This is a genomic window from Lacicoccus qingdaonensis, assembly GCF_900101075.1.
GTDB classification, from domain to species: Bacteria; Bacillota; Bacilli; order Staphylococcales; family Salinicoccaceae; genus Lacicoccus; species Lacicoccus qingdaonensis.
This window is the reverse complement of sequence record NZ_FNFY01000003.1, coordinates 15263-35059: the sequence shown is the minus strand read 5'-3', so window position 1 is coordinate 35059 and position 19797 is coordinate 15263. Positions and strand designations below refer to the sequence as shown.

Sequence of the window (19797 nt, the reverse complement as noted above, 5' to 3'; positions counted from 1 at the left end):
ATATGAAGGGTTCTATCATAATTCTATTCTTCTATTAATCCCGCTTCGAGCAGGTATTCTTCTGCGATTTCATACGGATCCGCATCCTCTGCACTGACCTGATAGTTCATCTGCTGCATCTCTTCATCTGTGATTTGTCCGGCCAGTTTATTTAGAGGTTCGGCAATTTCAGGGTGTTCTTCGAGGAATGACTGCTTGAACATCGGTGCGCCGTTATATGGCGGAAATACATTCTGATCGTCCTCAAGCGCCACCATATCAAACTGTTCCAGTTCTGCATCCGTGGAGTAGGCATCCAGAAGATTGATATCCCCCGCTTCAATCGCCTGATATCTCAATGCAGGTTCCATAGTGCTGACTTCACCGAACTCAATATCGTATTCACGCTGTATGGCAGGGTAGCCATCTTCTTCACGATCATTGAATTCCAATGTGAACCCGGCACTGATATCGTCCTGAATATTTTCGAGGTCACTCACCTGTTCCAGTCCATGCTCTTCGGCAAAGTCTTCTTTAACTGCCAGAGTATAAGTGTTGTTGAACGCCATCGGTTCCAGCAATGTCATATCATACTCCTCTTCAAGACTCGATTTTGCCTGCTCATATACATCTTCTTCTTCTTTGGATTCGAGCTCTTCCTGTGTAAGCTCACCAAGTACAGTCCCTGTAAACTCCAGGTAGCCGTCAATATCGTCGGACTGCAGTGCATTGAAAAGGAAAGTCGTTTTACCAAGGCCGTCTTCAACATCAACCATGTAATCAGTTTCTTCTTCAATAAGTATTTTATACATATTCGTTATTATGGACGGCTCTGCACCAAGCTTACCTGCAATCGTAATGCTCTCTCCACGTCCCGAGACCAGCGGTGCAACTGCTATAAGAAGTAATACCAAAAGAATGGAGCCCAGTGTAATCAGCATCTTCCTGTACGACAGACGCTGAAGTATGCGGAGCACGATATCAAAGAATATGGCAAGCAACGCTGCCGGTATTGCACCTATAATGATGAGAGACATGTTATTTCTGTCGATACCGAGTAAAATCAGATCACCAAGACCCCCCGCACCGATCAAAGCGGCAAGTGTCGCCGTACCGATGATCAGTACCATTGCAGTTCTGATACCGGCCATAATGACCGGCATCGCAAGCGGCAGCTCGACTTTAAATAATCGGCGTCCCGGTTTCATACCGATGCCTTCTGCCGCTTCCACAAGCGACTCATCAACTTCATCAATTCCCGTATAAGTGTTCCTTAAAATAGGAAGCAGGGCGTAAATGACCAGTGCGATGATTGCCGGCACCGTACCGATACCAAACAGCGGAATCATCAGACCGAGCAGGGCAAGTGAAGGAATCGTCTGCATTACGGCAGCGATATTTATCACTATTTCTGAGATTTTCTTCGTTTTTGTCAATAGTATGCCGAGCGGCACGCCTATAATCACTGCGATCAACAGAGCGATGAATGAGAGCTGGATATGCTCTATCAATGCTGTGAACAGATCACCGCTTCTCGACTCCAATGTACTTAACAGACTGCTCACAGATGATCACCGCCCTCATCGTTGGATAAATACTTGAACATATCCTCACGCTTCAATAACTTACGTCGTTTTTCATCAACAATAACCAGCTTTTCGTGTTCACTGAAATATTTGAATAACTGGTACATATCCGCTTCATGAATTACTTCAGGCAGACCATCTTCATCTCCTTCGGCAATTTCAGGGGCATTCCTGACAATATCTCCAGCAGTGGACTGTTTCAGCATGTGGCTGTCAATATCACCGATGAAGTCTTTGACAAAATCATTTTTAGGTTCAGACAGAAACTCTTCCGGTGTGCCAATCTGTTCCACACTGCCCGCATTGAGCAGACAGATACGGTCACCCATTTTCAACGCTTCCTGTATGTCATGTGTTACAAAAACAATTGTCTTTTTAATTTTCTTCTGCAGCTCCAAGAGATCATCCTGCAGTTTTTCCCTGCTGATAGGATCCAGTGCGCTGAATGGCTCATCCATCAATATTACCGGAGGGTCTGCTGCCAGCGCACGTACGACCCCGACACGCTGCTTCTCGCCGCCTGACAGCTCACTTGGAATACGGCTGCGGTATTCTTCAGGTGCAAGGCCGACCATCTCCAGAAGCTCGTCCACGCGTGCATCTATGTCTTTATCCGACCATTTTTTCATCTCTGGCACCTGTGCAATATTCTCCTTGATTGTCATATGCGGGAACAGGGCAATCTGCTGCAGGACATACCCGATATCCCAGCGCATTTCATACAGCGGAAAATCACTGACCGGTTTTTCCTTGAAGTATATGTAGCCTGTAGTCAGAGGAATCAGCCGGTTAATCATCTTCAATGTCGTGGTTTTTCCGCACCCCGACGGACCGATGATGACGAAAAATTCTCCTTCTTCCACTTTGAAATTGATATCCTTAACTGCCGGATTATCTCCGTACTTTTTTGAGACATTTTTAAATTCAATCAAAATAAAGCCTCCTTTGCCTGATTCTCTTACCTATTCTCTTAAATTGTCTTTTTCAAACAGTATTTTCCTTTATTATACTCAAATCGGCATTCATATCATAGATGCATCTTTCATATACTGTAAAATCAGAAGAAAACGTAGGGAATTCACCAATAGGCTTATCGCTGTAAACTTCCTATACTGGATATGACTGTGGTTAATGATTATAAAATTCAAAAACTGTGTAGAAGCGATTCTGGCTAACACACAGTTTTTGTTATTCAATATAATTGTCAAAATAGTCAAAAAATGTTTTGATGTCATCCTGCATGGGAATGAGTATATCAAACTGTATGGAAGGAGCTTATATATGACGGAAGTAAGAACAGAGACAGTGGACATCAAGCTGAACGGCATGAATTTTACCGCCCCTAGGCACGGCAGTCTGCTGAAGTATCTTGAATCCAAAGATATAGACATTCCGAGTTTATGTTACCATCCGAGCCTTGGTGCGCTGGAAACATGTGATACTTGTATTGTTAAAGTAAACGGCGAGTTTGTGCGTTCATGTTCAACTGAACTGAATGATGGAGATGTTGTTGAAACAGTCGGCAGCGAGGTTCACGAAGCACAATTGATTGCAATGGACAGAGTGATGGGGAATCACGAGCTGTATTGTACAGTATGTGACTTTAACAATGGCAACTGTGAAATACATAATACAGTTAAAGAAATGCGCATTGATCATCAGGAATCACCGCATACAGCAAAAGGCCATGAAATTCAGCGAAATGATTTTTACCGTTATGATCCGGACCAGTGCATCCTGTGCGGCAGATGTGTAGAAGCCTGCCAGGATCTCCAGGTCAATGAAACATTATTGATCGACTGGACGCTGGAACGACCGAAAGTGATATGGGATAACGATACGACGATCGATGATTCTTCATGTGTAAACTGCGGACACTGCGCAACTGTCTGCCCGTGTAACGCGATGATGGAAGTCGGTATGGAAGGTGAAGCGGGCTATTTGACAGGTATGCTCAAAGATTCATTCAGACCGGCAGTCAACGTAACGAAAGAAGTGGAAACAGGATACAATTCATTGATGGTCGTTTCCGATGTTGAAGCTGAAATGAGAGAAGACCGCATAGAAAAGACAAAAACGGTATGTACTTACTGTGGTGTCGGCTGTTCATTCGATGTATGGACGAAAGGCCGTGAAATATTAAAGATCGAACCTCAGGAAGAAGCACCTGCAAACGGTGTCTCAACATGTGTCAAAGGTAAATTCGGGTGGGACTTTGTCAACAGTGAGGAAAGGCTGACCAAACCCCTCATCCGTAAAGGAGACAGCTTCGTGGAATCCACATGGGAAGAGGCACTGGATATTATAGAATCCAAGTTCAAGGATAAAATTAAAGAAAAAGGACCGGATAAACTGGCATTCATCTCTTCATCAAAATGTACAAATGAAGAATCTTATCTGATGCAGAAACTTGCACGCGGTGTAGTGGGCACCAATAACGTGGACAACTGTTCAAGATATTGTCAGTCACCTGCAACGATGGGGCTGTGGAGAACGGTCGGACACGGCGGTGACTCAGGAAGCATCACAGATATCGGCATGTCCGAGCTGGTCATCTCCATAGGCTCCAACACAGCAGAATCACACCCTGTGCTTGCGACAAGGGTTAAACGTGCCCAAAAATTGAACGGACAAAAAGTGATTGTCAGTGACCTGCGTAAAAACGAACTCGCAGACAGAGCAGACCTTTTCGTGCAGCCGAACCCTACAACAGACTTGATCTGGCTGTCAGCTGTCACAAAATATATCATCGACCAGGGATGGCATGATGATAAATTCATCACCGATCATGTCAATGATTTTGATGAGTATTATCAAACACTGGAAAAATATACTATGGACTATGCTGCTGAAATGACAGGCATTTCCAAAGAAAAACTGGTTGAAATTGCCGAATCGATTCATAAAGCTGAAACGACTTGTATTTTATGGGCGATGGGCGTCACCCAGAAACAGGGCGGCAGTGACACAAGTACAGCCATTTCAAATCTGCTGCTTGCGACAGGCAACTATATGAAGCCAGGTGCCGGCGCTTATCCGCTGCGCGGCCATAACAACGTTCAGGGCGCAAGTGACTTCGGCAGTATGCCGGACCGTTTCCCTGGTTACCAGTTCGTAACTGACGAGGAAGTCAGAGAGCGTTTTGAAGAAGGATGGGGCACTGAGCTGCCAAAAGTACCCGGCTTGAACAACCACGAAATGGTTGATTATATCCATGAAGGCAATCTGGACATGCTTTACCTGAAAGGTGAAGACATGGGCATTGTCGACTCAAACATCAACTACGTGCAGGCAGCATTTGAGAAGCTTGAATTTTTCGTAGTACAGGATATCTTCTTCTCTAAAACTTGTGAATTCGCAGATATCGTACTGCCTGCAAGCCCGAGCTTCGAAAAAGACGGTACATTCGTCAATACGGAGCGCAGATTCCAGCGCCTGTACAAAGTTTTCGAACCTCTGGAAGGTACAAAGCCGGACTGGCAGATCATCATGGAAATTGCCAACCGTCTTGATGCAGGATGGGATTACGAACACCCAAGCGAAATCATGGATGAAGCGGCCTCACTGACGCCATTATTTGCAGGTGTAAGCTATGACCGCCTGGAAGGCTATGACAGCCTGCAGTGGCCGGTGGATGCAGACGGAACAGATTCTCCGCTGCTCTTTACCGAAGAATTCCCGTTCCCTGACGGCAGAGCGCGCTTCTATCCGGTAGACTGGACAGAACCGCTTGAATTCGATGATGAATATGATATTCATGTAAATAACGGACGTCTACTGGAGCATTTCCACGAAGGCAATATGACTTACAAATCTGAAGCAATCACCAGAAAGACACCCGAAGTCTTTTTGGAAGTATCCCATGAACTGGCAGAAGACCGCGGCATAGAAGATGGCTCGATGGTCAGGCTCACCTCACCATACGGTAGTGTGAAACTTAAAGCTGTCGTCACTGACCGTGTTTACGGAAAGCAGGTATACCTGCCGATGAACGATGCGGGTGAAGGCGCGATAAACTATCTGACAAGTTCATATGCAGATAAAGATACAGATACACCGGCATATAAGGAAGTATCCGCAAAAATCGAAGTGCTCGAGAAAAAAGGTGAGAGTCCTTTACCGAAAATCAATCACAGATATGGCAACCCGCAGCCACAGATCGGTGTCGGTGTTGAACAGAAATGGGCACGTAAAGATTATATCTTCCCTGGTGATATCGTTAAGGAAAGAAGGTCGAGAAAATAATGGCAAAAGAAACGAAAGTCATTCATAAAATGAAAGTCGACCCTGAAGTCCAGCATGAACGTGATTTAAAGGAACTTGAGAAACTGCTCGTTGAGAATCAGGAGCTGCTTGAAAAACTTTTTGATATATTAAACAAACTCGAAGATCATGAAGTGCTCAATATGGTGAAAGGCGGTCTCGCTGAAAGTGATAGTATACTTTACCGCCTTTTGACCGCAGTAGAATCTTCCAGTGCCAGTAAATCCATTAAAAACGCACTATTGATGACCCAGATGCTGGGCAAAATCAATATGGATGAACTGGAACCTGTTATTTTAAAGGTCAACAACAGCATAGAAATCGCCTCAGAATACGAATATAGAAACAGAGGCAGTGGATGGTTCGGTCTGTTCAAAGTTTTAATGGACCCACAGTTCATTGAAGGCTCGAATGTTCTGACACAGTTTGTCAAAGGATTCGGTGCAAATACAGATGATCTAAAAAAGAAATACAAAGTTGAGGATTCCATTTCGACGATGAGTGATCGGGCTGAAGGCTATGAACTGTCCAAAGATGATTCAAAAGTCTATGATAAAAAAACAGGCTCTCTTGGCAAGGCTGCTGTCCTGGCCGCCGGTACAGGTGTCGCCGGTGCTGCAGCAATAGCCATCCCGCTTATATTTTCAAAAAAGAAAAGTTATTATTAAAGCCAGTAAAAGAAGACCATGGATTAAAATCCATGGTCTTCTTTATATTTCTATGGCATCTCTGATGTCATTCAAATAGACGGTTTTATCATTCGAAAGAGACCTGCCTACATCGATGATACGCTGGTTCAATGAACCCCTGAATGCCAGATTCGGCTGGAATAGCCGCTGCATAAACGGACCGTCTATCAAAACATCGATATTTTTTAACAAATACTGCCGTTTTATATCATTCTTAAGGTACTCAAATACAAAACCGCTCCAGACCCAGATTGTCTTTTGGCTGCCGAATCGTGCTCTGAACCGGCTGACGATTTTTTCTGCGAGTTTTAAATTACAGAATGGTTCACCGCCGAGAATGCTCAAGCCGCTTATATAATCCGCTGCACAATACTCAATGATCTTATCAATCATATCATCGCTGCATTCTTCCCCGTAAGTGAAGTTCTGGGCAGCAAGATTATAGCATCCTGTGCAGTCAAACGGGCATCCTGAAAGATAAATGCTGCACCTGACACCTTCTCCGTCCACGAAAGTTCTCGGTTCTACTTTTGCGATATGACAGCGGCCTTCATAAATATTTAAAGCACTCATTCAGAACTTCCCATATGCTTTACTCTGGCACTGATTTCCTTATGTCTGCCTTTTATCGTCGGACGGACGACCGGGTTCCCAAGATAACCGCACGTTCTCTTCACTACATCGACTGTCTCAGGATTCTGATTGCCGCAGTTTGGACATTTGAAGCCTGTAGCCGTCGTTTCGAAATCACCTTCAAAACTACAGTCGAAACACCGGTCTATCGGCGTATTGGTGCCGAGATATCCCACTTTATCATATGCATAATCCCAGACAGCTTCGAGCGCTTTCAGATTATGGGTCATCTTAGGATATTCACAATAATGGATGAAACCGCCGCCGGCAAGGTGCGGATAATCCTGTTCAAAGTCAATTTTTTCAAACGGGGTGATGTCTTTCCTTACATCGTAATGGAATGAGTTCATATAGTATCCTTTGTCCGTAATATCTTCTATTTCTCCAAACTTTTTATGATCCAGCCTGCAGAAACGGTCGGTCAGAGACTCACTCGGTGTCGCGTAAATACTGAAGAAGACATCGTATTCCTCTGTCCACTCCAATTGATATTTTTTCATTTCACGCAATATATCCAAAGTGAATTCTTTCGCTTCGGGATTCGTTTCCCAGTCCGGACCATAAAATGCGGTGGCTGTTTCATACAGTCCGATATATCCCATCGATAAAGTACAGCGCTTCCTTTTGAATAACTCCATAACACTGTTTCCAGCTTCCAGGCGCTTTCCGAAAGCACCACTTTTATAAAGGATGGGGCCGTTGTCACTGATGACATCTTCAAGTCGTTTCAATCTGAAGACGAGCGCATCATGCATCAGGTTCATCTTCTGATGGAAATTCGCCCAAAAACTTTCTTTGCTGCCTTTTGACTCAATGGAGATTCTTGGCAGATTAAGTGTGACCACACCAAGGTTGGCACGTCCTTCGTTGATGCTTTCTCCGCTTTCCGGTTCAGTCCACTGCGGCAGAAAAGAGCGGCAGCCCATCGGCGTTTTAAAGTCACCCAGAAGTTCTGAAATCTTGTCGTAGTTCAGCACATCCGGATACATTCGTTTTGAAGAGCATTCCAAAGCAAGCTGTTTAATATCATAGTTCACATCTTCTTTATCAAGGTTTACACCTTTTTTCAAAGCAAATACCAGCTTCGGAAATATAGCTGTGAACTTCTCAGCGCCAAGTCCGTCAATTCGGGTCTGGAGTATTGCTTTTTGCACCATTCTGCTGTACTCGTCCGTACCCAGGCCAAAACCGATTGTGACAAAAGGCGTCTGACCGTTCGAAGTGTATAGCGTATTGATTTCATACTCAAAACTCTGCACGGCATCTCTGATATCTTTCTCCACGCGTTCTTTGACGTACTGTTCCAGCTTATCAGGCAGGACAAACTCTTCACCGGTCCTGCGATGCTTTTCTTCATTCAATCTGGCATACCTGCCAAGCTTTTCATCAAACTTATCCACCGTCACCCCGCCATACTGGCTGCTTGAGACGTTCGCTATGATCTGAACAATCTGGGCAGCCGCTGTCTGTACGGATTTTGGCGAGGTGACTTTTGCATTGCCCATCTGGAAACCTTCCGTGAGCATACCTTCAATATCAATCAGGCAGCAGTTCGTCATTGCCTGGAACGGGTGATAATCCAAATCATGAAAATGAATATCACCACTCTGGTGTGCCTCTGAAATATGTTTCGGAAGCATTTTTTTAAGTGCATAGGATTTCGCCACAACTCCGGCAGTCAAATCCCTGAATGTATTGAATGTCTTACTGTCTTTGTTTGCGTTCTCATTGACCACTTCAGGCTTATACGTAATCAGACTGTCCAAATTTTTTTCTAATGTTTGCATTTTCATCCTCCTGAACACAATATATTGATTTATATAAAAGGTAACACAATATATAGTGTTAGATAGACGGAAAGAGACAGTTTCATAAAATGGTCATTTCTGAAATTCAAATATGTCAATTGTGACAGCGGTCTGGAGTTACAGACTTTCCAGCTCATCTTTCACAAATTCATCCAGTCGGGCAAGTGTTCCCGTAATATCTTCTTTTGTCGTTTCAGGGTTGATGGTACACATGCGGATGACTTTCTGGCCATTCAGTTCCGTCGTATAAGTGACGGCATAGCCGGAAGATGCCATCCGTCCGGCGGCATTTGAGAGTATTTTATTATTTTCAGTTTCATTTAAATTCGGCTGTACATATTTAAAGCTCAATATCGACAGACTCGGACGTGATATGACCTGCCAGTTTTCCATCTCTTCCACACATTCTTCCGTATACTCCGCGAGATGCTGCCCGTAATCGATACGTTCCCTGAACTGCTCTTCACCCAACACCTGCAGCGTGATCCACAGCTTCACTGCACGGGCGGGGCGGGTGAGTTCCATACCGATCATTTCCGGGTCGATGACATCATCATCACTTTGAATATCATCCAGATATTCCGCCTGCTCACTGAAACTGTTCAACAGATGCTGCTTATCCTTGACGATGACCATTGCACAGCTGTATGTCTGAAATAGAAGTTTGTGTGCATCCCAGCTGACACTGTCGGCATGTTCGATGCCGGGAAATAAATCTCTCCCTTTAGTAGAAAGCAGGTGTGACAGTCCATAGGCTCCGTCAATATGAAGCCAAAGGTCATGCGCTTCGCATACAGCCGTTATTCCTTCAATATCATCAACCGTGCCGGTATTCGTTGTTCCTGCAGTGCCCACCACCATTACAGGTTTCATATCCGCTTCAATATCTTTTTTGATCACTGCTGATAATTCATCCACATTCATTTTAAATTCCCGATCAACCGGAATTCTTCTGACATTTTCCTTCGGAATCCCGGCAATATGAAATGCCTTGCTCAATGAGTGGTGCACCTGGTCTGAAATGTAAACAGTGCCCTTGTACAGTTCTTTCGTCGCAATTTTTTCATCACGTGCCGTGACAACCGCTGTCAGATTTGCCATGGAGCCTCCGGAGACGAACACACCGCCGGCGGGTTTTATTTTATAACCAAGTTTTTCAGCAAAATAGTTGATCAGATTCCTTTCGATACTGATCGGCAGCGTCGCATTTTTGAAGTTAGATGCGTGAATATTATTCGCTGTCGTTAAAATATCACCCAGCCAGGATAGTCTCGATCCCGGTCCCGGGATAAATGAAAATGAACGGGGATGATTATTCCGGTGTATGTATTCCAATATTTCATTGTCCAATTCGTTCATGATTTCATAAATATCACGTCCCTTTTGCGGCACAGACATCTTTTCGTACTTATCAATCAGTTCCTGCGGTGCCCTTTTGGTCGCAGACATTGTACCCAGGTCTCTCTTTAAATATTTATTGACCTCATCCGCAATAATATTCTGAAGATCCAAGTCCTTTTCTCTAAACTCCATCGCCATGATTCTCACTCCTTAATATAATTTAAATTTATCATACCAGGAGAAATTTAAGAATAAAAAACTGCCGGAATCCGTAAAGATTTCAGCAGTTTTATTTTCCATCCTTTTTTATATTAGTGACATCTGTAGTTTTATCATGATTAATCAGCATTCTGAATAACAGAATTATTTCATTCAGCAAATGGGCTTTGAATACCGAGTCTTCATCCAGTTCTTTTATACAGTCATATAAATCTTCTAAAACGGGATGGTCCACATCAACTTTTGACATGTCCTCATCAATAAGGGGGAGCACCTGCTCCAGTGTATCCAATTCTTTTTGAGTAAAGCCCAAATTCAGATTTCTCGGTATATAAATCAAATTGCCCACATGGATCAGATATAATTTGATGAACTGCAGTTCTCTTTGAATCTTGTTTAAATCCCTGAGTCCCTCTTCATTAAACCGCAGATAGCTGTACTCATCATGCTGAAACTGCAGCAGCCGCTCTGCCTCATTCATCGTTTTCTGTATCGCTTTATAATTTTTATCCGATTTACCGGATTGAAACTTCTGCCCGGTCAATTCTTTCAAACGTCTGTTAAGAAGTTTTTGAATGTCTTTTTTCGCAGCGGTTGCCAGCTCCTTAATCCGGTCGGTATACTGCGGCGGCAGTATCAGATAATTGATTACGGTACTCGTCGTCAGACCGATTATTGTCGTTGCCAGTCTTGAAGTGAAATGATAGACATAGGCATCCTGTACTGACGGAATCATCGCAACAGCAGTTATGGCAGCAACCAGCACACCGTCATAAAGTTTCAGACGGTAAGTCACCAAAATGGTCAATGTTGCGGCGATTGCATATGTAATTGCGGTTTCACCGAATATGAACAAGGACACAACAGCGATGAAAGTACCGATTATTGAGGCAGGAAACCGGACATACGCTTTTTTCAGCGAAGCTTTCGCTGTCGGTTCGATCGTGACAATTGCAGTGATCACCGCAAATATGGGCGGCAGATTCAGCCATATACATATCAAAGCCGTAAGAAAGGTTGAAATCCCTGTTTTTATAATCCTTTCGCCGAATATTTTTCTGAGTTGAAACATACAACCGACTTCTTTCCATCGTATTTTTCTTATCTAAATATTAACAGACATTTCTATTTTAATGAATTACTGTATAAAAAAGAACCGGATTAAATATCCGGTTCCTGACTCTCATTTCTTAAATTTATTGTGCAGTAAAACCGCCGTCGACAATCAGACTTTGACCGGTCATGAAGCTCGAGTCATCTGATGCCAGGAATAATGCAGCTTTCGCCATCTCTTCTGACAGACCGAGGCGTCCCATCGGTGTCGCCTGTCTGAGAGGTGCCTTCATTTCTTCAGGAATGATCGGTGTGTCGATGTATCCCGGGCACAGAGCGTTGACACGGATGTTTTCCGACGCATATTCCACACCGAGGGATCTTGTCAGGTTGACCACGCCGCCTTTAGCTGCGTTATATGCAGCGGAGCCCGGCGCACCTATCCAGCCGTACATAGATGCTGTGTTTACGATGACACCTCCATTTGGCTGATTGCGCATTTGTTTGATTGCGTTTTGTGCAAACAGGAATACGCCATCCAGGTCCACATTGACCGTCTTGCGGTACTCTTCGAAAGATACTTCATGTGTCGGTTTAGATGCGCCGATACCTGCGTTATTGAAGAGAACGTCAATCTGTCCGTGCTTCTCGACAGCTTTTGAAAACACATTTTTCGCATCCTCTTCACTTGTCACGTCAGCCTGGACAAAAATGGCATCGTGCCCCTTGTCTTCCAATTCTGACACGACTTCCTTACCTTTTGTCTCGTCAAGATCGACTAAGACCAGTTTGGCACCCTCACTTGCAAACAATTCAGCGGATGCCTTGCCGATTCCTGAAATTCCGCCTGTAATAACAACGACTTTGTCCTGTAACTTTGCCATTAAATCCCTCCTCTTTTTATGAATTTTATTATTACTTTCATTTTATCATACCGCTGTGCTGCGACGTGTGATATTACTCACACTGTCTTCGTTTCTGCCATTAAGACCACCTGTATAGTTCAGCAGCCTGAGACCGTTCAATATAACAAGTATGGTAGAGCCTTCATGCCCGATCACACCCATAGGCAGGTTGATGACCTGCAGTATATTGGCAAGAATAAGCAGTACGACGACGAAAAGGGCAAAAATGATATTGAAAATGATTATATTCTTCATCTTTCTGGACAATCCGAGAGCAAAAGGTATCTGTTTAAGATCATCCTGTACGAGTACCACATCCGCAGTTTCCATTGCAATGTCCGTACCGCTGCCCATCGCAAAACCGACATCGGCAAGTGCCAGGGCGGGGGCATCGTTGATTCCATCCCCAACCATGCCGATCACACCGTATTTTTCACGAAGCTGTTCCAGCCGTTCCGTTTTTTCATCCGGCATATGATTCGCATGCACTTCTTTGATACCGACGAGAGAGGCGATATGTTCGGCGGTTCTCTGGTTATCCCCGCTGACCATGATTGTCTGTATGCCCATGGTGTTCAAACGCTCAATTGCCATCCTGCTTTCCGGTTTCAGTGAATCTTCAAGGGAGTAATAAGCCAGCACTTCATCGTTTCTCGAAACGAATATTACCGTATTACCCTGTTCTTCAAGTGTTTCGGTTTTCTTTGATATATCTGGAGGCAGCATGGCACTTTCTGCGGCATATGTCCGTTTGCCGATTTTCCAGATATCGCCATTATGGGTGACCTCAAATCCTTTACCGGTGATGTCTGCAATATGATCCACCTCAATTTTAGCAGTCCGATCCAAATATCTTAAAATGGCGCTGGCAATAGGGTGGGTGGACCCGAATTCGGCGGCTTTTACCACTTCATCCACTGTTTCCTTCATGCCATCATCTGCATAAGATGCTTCTGCCACTTCTGGTTTCCCGACAGTTAAAGTACCGGTCTTGTCGAATATGATCGCTTTAAGCTGGTTCACATTGTCGATAGCTTCTCCGCCTTTGAATACCATCCCTTTTTTGGCGGCACGGCTGATGGCCGACAGTGTGGCCGGCGTGGCACTCGCCACAAGAGCGCAGGGGGAAGCGACTGTAAGAAGCACCATCCCTCTATAGAATGATTCCTCCATGGACCACCCAAGAAAGAAATGGACGGCCAGGATGAAAACCGGCACACCAATTAGTACAGCTTTGACATATGTGTCTTCAATGCCTTCGATGAAACCTGCCGTTCTGGAAGGCTTGGACTGTGCTTCATCCACCATACGGATTATTTTCGAAAAAAGTGTATCTTCATCCTCTACGGACACCTCGATATCGATGAGCTCCCCTTCGTTGATTGTACCGCCAATCACTTCAGCATCATAATTTTTTTCGACAGGTACAGATTCCCCGGTCACACTTGATTCGTTGATTACTCCATAATCAACAGCAAGAATCCCGTCGATGGGTATCGTCGCACCCCTCGGAACCTGCAGTAAATCTCCGATTTTCAGTTTTTTCGTCTCCACTATTTCAATTTCACCATTATCCTTATATCTGCGGGCTTCATTCGGTGTCAGTTTCATCAGTTCCGCAATCGCATTGCGGCTTCTCATACGGGCCATCGTTTCCATGGAACCCGCCAGTGAAAAGATGAATATAAGGAGGGCGGCTTCCATCCAATAACCGATTATGGAAGCGCCGACTGCGGCAAGTATCATCAGTACATCAACGTTCAGATGCTTGTCACGAAAAAGTTCAATCAGGCCCGATTTCGCACTGTAATATCCGCCGATCAGAAACACTGTTATAAATGTTTTTGAAGCAATGGTTTCAACATTGTTCCACGTGAAAACCAGACCCAGCACAATTAATATACCGCTGATGATCGTATTCGTAAGTTCCCTGTGACTATTGATCCATTTCAAAGCACCGGTCATGAGCTCACCCTTTCAAAATTGAAAACATTTTTTCTTTAATTCAATTATACTATATATATGTAATTTTATATCGTTAATATTTGACATATTAAACAATTTTAAATGATAATGACAATCATTGTTAACTAGTGTCACTTATGATTGAATACGGAAAATCTATCTATTTTTTATACGATTAAACGAAATATTATTTCAAATACGGTTCAGCCGCATAAATATATTTATGTGATGACAAACATAGAAGCAGATGGACCCTGAAAATTGGGAAGATGCAGGAAAAGAATTCGTTTCCGTCAATCCCATGAAACGTTTTGGCACACCTGAAGAAGTCGGTTCACTCGTGGCATTCCTGTTATCTGAATCAGGATTCATCAACGGCGCAGTCATCAATATCGACGGCGGCCAATCTTACAAATATTAAAGGTATGTAAAAAGCCAGGTCATTGTGACCTGGCTTTCGTCATATATTAAACCTCATGCGGCCGTGGTTGATTGATCACGGCTTTATAGTTGTCCATCAGGTTATAGAGATACTTGCGTCCTGCTTCGAACTTTTCATCATTGATGATCTGTTTTTCAGTCTGGACAAGCACTTCTTCTTCCGGTTCATAAATCTGGTCTTTTGCCAGAAATTCTTCAATGCCCACTGCATCGATTTCCGGATGGAACTGCAATGCCAATATGTTGTCGTTTACAACGAATCCCTGGTTGTTGCAGTTTTGATTGTAGTATACTTTTTCAGCACGTTCAGGTATAGAGAAGAAATCCTGATGGTGCTGGAATAATCGGATTTCGCTCGGGAGACCTTGCAAGAGAGGATGCTGTGTTGCACCTTCCACTTCATATAAATAGTGCCAGCCGATTTCCATATGTGCCATTCTTTGAACCTCGCCGCCCAGTGCCGTTGATAAAATCTGTGCTCCAAGACATATTGCGAGCATGCTTTGATTTTCATCAACAAGTTTTTTCAACCACTCTGCTTCTTCGACCACAAAAGGGTAGTTTTCAGTTTCATATGCCGTCTGGCGTCCACCTAATATAACCAGCAGATCAAATGTTTCATCCACAGGTAATGGATCACCTTCATAGATTCTGGCAGTGTTTACTTGATAATTATTTTCCTTTGCCCAATCTTTTATATATCCCAACGGTAAAAGCGGGTCATGTTGGATCACTTGTATGATCATATTAATTGCCTCCTTTTCTAATATAACTCCTCCTTGAAATTAAGTCGATTTTCATTCGATACGACACACTATAGTATAAAAGTATTTTGTGGTCAAACTAACAGTTTTAAATTTAAATGTGTATATTATAATCTCTACATATATACTAATTAAACTAAATGACAGTGACCTAAACATTTTACCCGGTCACTTGGGTATTTCCCCTGTCATATTTTGAATGTTAAGAATAAAAATTCACGGTGATTAAATTGTATGCTAGAATATTCTTAATGTTTATTCTTCAGACAGGGGGTGCCATCATGACTGTAGAAATGATTTATGTAGCTTTAATGATAATTTTAATGCTCGGCTTACTACTGTTTGAAGTTGCCCGTGCAGATTTCGTCATATTTTTCTTTCTGGTGATATTTTTACTGTCCGGCATCATAACCACCGAACAGGCATTGAGCGGGTTTTCCAACGAGGGGATGCTCACGGTGCTGCTGCTCTTCATCGTTGCAGGCGCCATTCAAAAACATGGTATCATAGAAAATTTCATTTATGGAATTTTGGGCAAATCACAATCATTACGCCTGTCCATGGTGAAACTGCTAGCACCTATATCACTGGCTTCCGGATTTTTAAACAATACGCCGATTGTCATTACACTGACCCCGATTTTAAGAGACTGGGCAAGGGATAACGGTTTTTCACCTTCCAAGCTTTTAATCCCGCTGTCTTATGCAACAATTCTTGGCGGGACGATTACGATGATCGGCACATCCACCAACCTGATTGTTAATGGATTACTGATAAACGCAGGTGTCGAAGGCTTTTCATTCTTCACTATGGCTATCGTCGGGCTGCCGATAGCCATAGTAGGGCTGATCTATATTTTGACCATCGGCTATAAAATCTTACCCAGTAACCTGGGTGCCGAAGATACGATTCGTAAAGAGGCAAAAGAATTTTTAGCTGAAGCCACTATCGGAGAAAAGTTTGAATATATCAACGATAAAATTATTACCGCTTCAAAAAATTCGTTAAAAGGGATTTACATCATTGAGATTATCCGCGAAGACGGGGAACATGTATTTCCTGTCAGTGCACATACCATCATACGAAAAGGAGATAATTTGATCTTTTCAGCAACTCTCAGCAGAATAGCTGAAGTTGAAAAATTAAAAGGTGTTTCTTTAGAAACAGGCACCAACGAGAGTCTGGAAGTTCTGCAGAATGACAACCATCACCTTGTGGAGGCGGTCATTTCCCATAATTCAGGTTTAGTCGGCAGAACCATCAGAAGCACGCTGTTCAGATCAAAATATAATGCCGGCGTCATTGCAGTCCACAGAAATAATCAGCGTATTACGAGCAGGGTAGGTGACATAGTCCTGAAAACGGGCGATACTTTGCTGCTCCTTGCTGAAGACAGTTTTGTACAGAACCATCAGCATTCACATAACTTCTATGTCGTCTCAACGGTCAATCCGCCTGAAACTCTGAAACAGAGCAACCTGAAAGGTGCTTTGGCTCTTGGACTCTTATTGGTGATGATTCTGTCCGTCACGCTTGGCATGCTGTCAATGTTTGAAGCCATGCTGATTGCAGTCATTCTATTGATTATTACCAGGCTGATCAACTGGTCAGAGATATTAACGTATATCCAGTTCGATGTCATTCTATTGATTGCCAGTGCTTTTGGAATCGGGGCCGCAATGACCCAGTCAGGGCTCGCGCATTTCATTGCGGAAAACATGCTCGCCTTTGCGCGTCCGCTTGGTATTCTTGGTATCATATTCATCGTTTACATCGTAACCAATATATTTACAGAGTTGATTACAAACAGTGCCGCAGCAGTCTTGATGTTCCCGATTGCATTTGAGATTGCAACCCAGATGGATATCCCTTACATGGGACTTATCATCACTATTGCAATCGCCGCATCGTGCAGTTTCATCACACCTATCGGGTATCAGACCAACCTGATCGTCTATGGTCCCGGCGGCTACAAATTCAGCGACTACGTAAAAATAGGTACACCATTAGTACTCATTACCATGGTAATGACGTCAACAATCGTATACTTTGTATGGTACTAAAAAAGGACTTTCGTTTAGAAAGTCCTTTTAAAATCTTTTATCTTTCCTCCGATTTCATCCCTCACCCTCTGAAATTCAGACCAGCCCTTACCTGCAGGATCATCAAACGGCCAATGCTCTTTCTCAACCCCATGAGGGATTACAGGGCAATTCACATCTGCATCACTGCATAATGTAACAACTAGATCAGAACGTTTCAAAATATCCGCCTCTATAAGATCTGACGTCTGGGACGAAATATCAATATCTATTTCATCCATTACCTGGATCGCCTTTGGATTGACCCCGTGGGTTTCAATCCCCGCCGAATAAACTTCCCACCCGTCGCCGAGTATCGTTCTGCCGAGCCCTTCAGCCATCTGAGAACGGCACGAATTACCTGTACATATAAAGTAAATTACTTTCTTATCCATTAAATCAATTCCTTTCTAGAATAAAAGCAATGTCAAATAAAGACCGATAAGTGTCGATATGAGCACCGGTATCGTAATGACGATTCCCACTTTAAAATAAACACCCCATGATATCTTCATGCCTTTTTGTGTCAGTACATGGAGCCACAACAGAGTCGCAAGAGAACCGATAGGTGTGATTTTCGGGCCCAGGTCCGAACCGATGATATTTGCATAGACAAGACCTTCCTTCAGGATGCCCCGGACTCCGGACTGGTCGATTGCTATGGCATCGATCATCACTGTCGGCATATTGTTCATTACCGATGATAAGGATGCAGCGATGAAACCCATACCCATAATTGCAGCGAACAAGCCCTGGCCGGCAATCATAATCAAGACATCTGCCAGCAGTTCAGTTATCCCTGCATTTCTTAAACCGAATACGACTATATACATTCCCAGAGAAAAAATGACGATATTCCAAGGTGCACCTTTAATGACTTCGCCGGTATTCACAGCTTTTGATCTGCCGGCCAGCAGTAAAAATATAATTGCGATGATTCCTGCGATGAACGATACAGGCACGGCGATGAATTCACTCGCCATATAGCCCGCCAGTAAAACGCCAAGTATTACCCAGGAAATTTGGAATAGTTTTTTATCTTTAATTGCATCTTCCGGTGAAGCAAGCTCCTGAGCTTCAAAATGGCGCGGAATGGAATTTCTAAAGTAGATTAGCAATACAATGATACTGGCGGCAATTGAAAATAAGTTTGGAATGATCATACGGCTCAAATATTCCAGAAAACCGATCCCAAAGTAATCTGCAGACACAATATTCACAAGGTTACTCACAATCAGCGGCAGTGAAGCAGTATCCGCAATAAAACCACTCGCCAGTACAAACGGAAAAACAATCTGTTCTTCGAATTTCAAATTACGCACCATTGCGAGAACTATAGGAGTCAGTATAAGTGCTGCACCGTCATTGGCAAAGAATGCTGCAACAATGGCGCCGAGTAATATTATGTAAATGAACATTTTGATGCCGTTTCCTTTACTGGCTTTAACCATATGTCTGGCCGACCATTCAAAAAAGCCGATTTCATCAAGAATTAAAGAAATGATGATGACCGCTACAAATGTCAATGTAGCATTCCAGACAATTTCAGCAACTTCTATAACATCACTGAATGATACGACACCTGTGATGATTGCCAAAACGGCTCCGGCAGTTGCTGTAATTCCGATATCCAGCCCTTTCGGCTGCCATATGATGAAGACCAATGTCACTAAAAATATCAATATCGCTAAAAACGTCATGATGCACAGTCACCTTTGCTGATGGATTTGCAGACACATTCTTCATTGTCACGGGCAAGTAAATCTATATAGATGCCTACTTCTTTCAATACTTCATTATTCAATTTATACATCTTTTTATTACCATCCCTGCGGGTGATGATCAGTTCAATGTCAGCCAGCACTTTCATATGATGACTTAAAGTCGGCTGGGAAAACTCAAAATACTTTAACAGATCATCTGCACACAGTTCCCCGCAGGATAATAAGTCCAGTATTTCCAATCGGCTGGGGTTAGCAATTATTTTTAAGTAATCCGATAATTTATCATATGTCACATCATCTCCACCTTCCACTATATAGATTATCTTCTATATAGATGATTGTCAAT

The 19797-nt window shown here is 43.4% G+C and carries 16 protein-coding genes; 4 read left to right on the top strand and 12 right to left on the bottom strand.

All coding sequences use genetic code 11. The features are described 5' to 3' along the window. Positions 1-23: 23 nt before the first annotated feature. Positions 24-1544 (bottom strand): ABC transporter permease/substrate-binding protein, encoded by a 1521-nt coding sequence (locus BLR15_RS02570; protein ID WP_092984397.1) that lies wholly within the window; start codon positions 1542-1544, stop codon positions 24-26. After that, positions 1541-2497: an ABC transporter ATP-binding protein gene (locus BLR15_RS02565; protein WP_092984395.1), complete on the bottom strand. Its 957-nt coding sequence runs from the start codon at positions 2495-2497 to the stop codon at positions 1541-1543. The genes BLR15_RS02570 and BLR15_RS02565 overlap by 4 nt, the downstream gene beginning before the upstream one ends. A 349-nt stretch (positions 2498-2846) precedes the next feature. Here BLR15_RS02565 and fdhF point away from each other — a divergent pair, with 349 nt between their 5' ends. Together fdhF and BLR15_RS02555 are read left to right on the top strand one after the other, a co-directional pair. Next, on the top strand, positions 2847-5810 hold the full coding sequence (fdhF, locus tag BLR15_RS02560) for a formate dehydrogenase subunit alpha (RefSeq protein ID WP_092984711.1): 2964 nt from the start codon (positions 2847-2849) through the stop codon (positions 5808-5810). Next, positions 5810-6496: a helical membrane plugin domain-containing protein gene (locus tag BLR15_RS02555; RefSeq protein ID WP_092984393.1), complete on the top strand. Its 687-nt coding sequence runs from the start codon at positions 5810-5812 to the stop codon at positions 6494-6496. The genes fdhF and BLR15_RS02555 overlap by 1 nt, the downstream gene beginning before the upstream one ends. Positions 6497-6538: 42 nt before the next feature. Here BLR15_RS02555 and nrdG read toward each other — a convergent pair whose 3' ends face one another. The 6 genes from nrdG to BLR15_RS02525 form a co-directional block, all read right to left on the bottom strand. Then, a complete protein-coding gene (gene nrdG / locus BLR15_RS02550; protein ID WP_092984391.1) occupies positions 6539-7090 on the bottom strand; it encodes an anaerobic ribonucleoside-triphosphate reductase activating protein in 552 nt (183 codons plus the stop codon). After that, positions 7087-8943 (bottom strand): anaerobic ribonucleoside-triphosphate reductase, encoded by a 1857-nt coding sequence (gene nrdD, locus BLR15_RS02545; RefSeq protein ID WP_281182349.1) that lies wholly within the window; start codon positions 8941-8943, stop codon positions 7087-7089. Before nrdD ends, nrdG begins: the two co-directional genes overlap by 4 nt. Positions 8944-9075: 132 nt before the next feature. Next, the gene (locus BLR15_RS02540) at positions 9076-10497 is read right to left on the bottom strand and encodes a pyridoxal phosphate-dependent decarboxylase family protein (protein WP_092984387.1); all 1422 of its coding nucleotides are present in this window, start codon (positions 10495-10497) and stop codon (positions 9076-9078) included. A gap of 91 nt (positions 10498-10588) precedes the next feature. Beyond that, positions 10589-11590, bottom strand: coding sequence for an FUSC family protein (locus BLR15_RS02535; protein WP_092984385.1), 1002 nt, complete (start codon positions 11588-11590; stop codon positions 10589-10591). 124 nt (positions 11591-11714) lie between these two features. After that, complete coding sequence (locus tag BLR15_RS02530; protein ID WP_092984383.1) at positions 11715-12455, bottom strand: SDR family NAD(P)-dependent oxidoreductase; 741 nt, start codon at positions 12453-12455, stop codon at positions 11715-11717. 45 nt (positions 12456-12500) lie between these two features. Then, the gene (locus BLR15_RS02525) at positions 12501-14441 is read right to left on the bottom strand and encodes a heavy metal translocating P-type ATPase (RefSeq protein ID WP_092984381.1); all 1941 of its coding nucleotides are present in this window, start codon (positions 14439-14441) and stop codon (positions 12501-12503) included. Positions 14442-14688: 247 nt separating this feature from the next. On the opposite strand from BLR15_RS02525, the gene BLR15_RS02520 reads away from it, so the two are divergent. After that, complete coding sequence (locus BLR15_RS02520) at positions 14689-14862, top strand: SDR family oxidoreductase (RefSeq protein ID WP_092984379.1); 174 nt, start codon at positions 14689-14691, stop codon at positions 14860-14862. A 46-nt stretch (positions 14863-14908) separates the two neighbouring features. Here the strand turns inward: BLR15_RS02520 and BLR15_RS02515 are convergent, their stop codons facing one another. Then, positions 14909-15628: a type 1 glutamine amidotransferase gene (locus BLR15_RS02515; RefSeq protein ID WP_092984377.1), complete on the bottom strand. Its 720-nt coding sequence runs from the start codon at positions 15626-15628 to the stop codon at positions 14909-14911. A gap of 299 nt (positions 15629-15927) precedes the next feature. Between BLR15_RS02515 and BLR15_RS02510 the strand changes: the two genes are divergently transcribed. Continuing rightward, positions 15928-17709: an SLC13 family permease gene (locus BLR15_RS02510; RefSeq protein ID WP_092984375.1), complete on the top strand. Its 1782-nt coding sequence runs from the start codon at positions 15928-15930 to the stop codon at positions 17707-17709. A gap of 14 nt (positions 17710-17723) precedes the next feature. Here the strand turns inward: BLR15_RS02510 and arsC are convergent, their stop codons facing one another. From arsC to BLR15_RS02495, 3 genes are read right to left on the bottom strand one after another with little or no spacing between them, the layout of a single operon-like run. Continuing rightward, a complete protein-coding gene (gene arsC, locus BLR15_RS02505; RefSeq protein WP_092984373.1) occupies positions 17724-18122 on the bottom strand; it encodes an arsenate reductase (thioredoxin) in 399 nt (132 codons plus the stop codon). A 15-nt stretch (positions 18123-18137) separates the two neighbouring features. After that, positions 18138-19427 carry an arsenite efflux transporter membrane subunit ArsB gene (gene arsB / locus BLR15_RS02500; protein WP_092984371.1) on the bottom strand — a complete coding sequence of 430 codons (1290 nt, stop codon included), beginning with the start codon at positions 19425-19427 and terminating at the stop codon, positions 18138-18140. Continuing rightward, positions 19424-19744, bottom strand: coding sequence for an ArsR/SmtB family transcription factor (locus BLR15_RS02495; protein WP_092984369.1), 321 nt, complete (start codon positions 19742-19744; stop codon positions 19424-19426). Before BLR15_RS02495 ends, arsB begins: the two co-directional genes overlap by 4 nt. Positions 19745-19797: the final 53 nt, after the last annotated feature.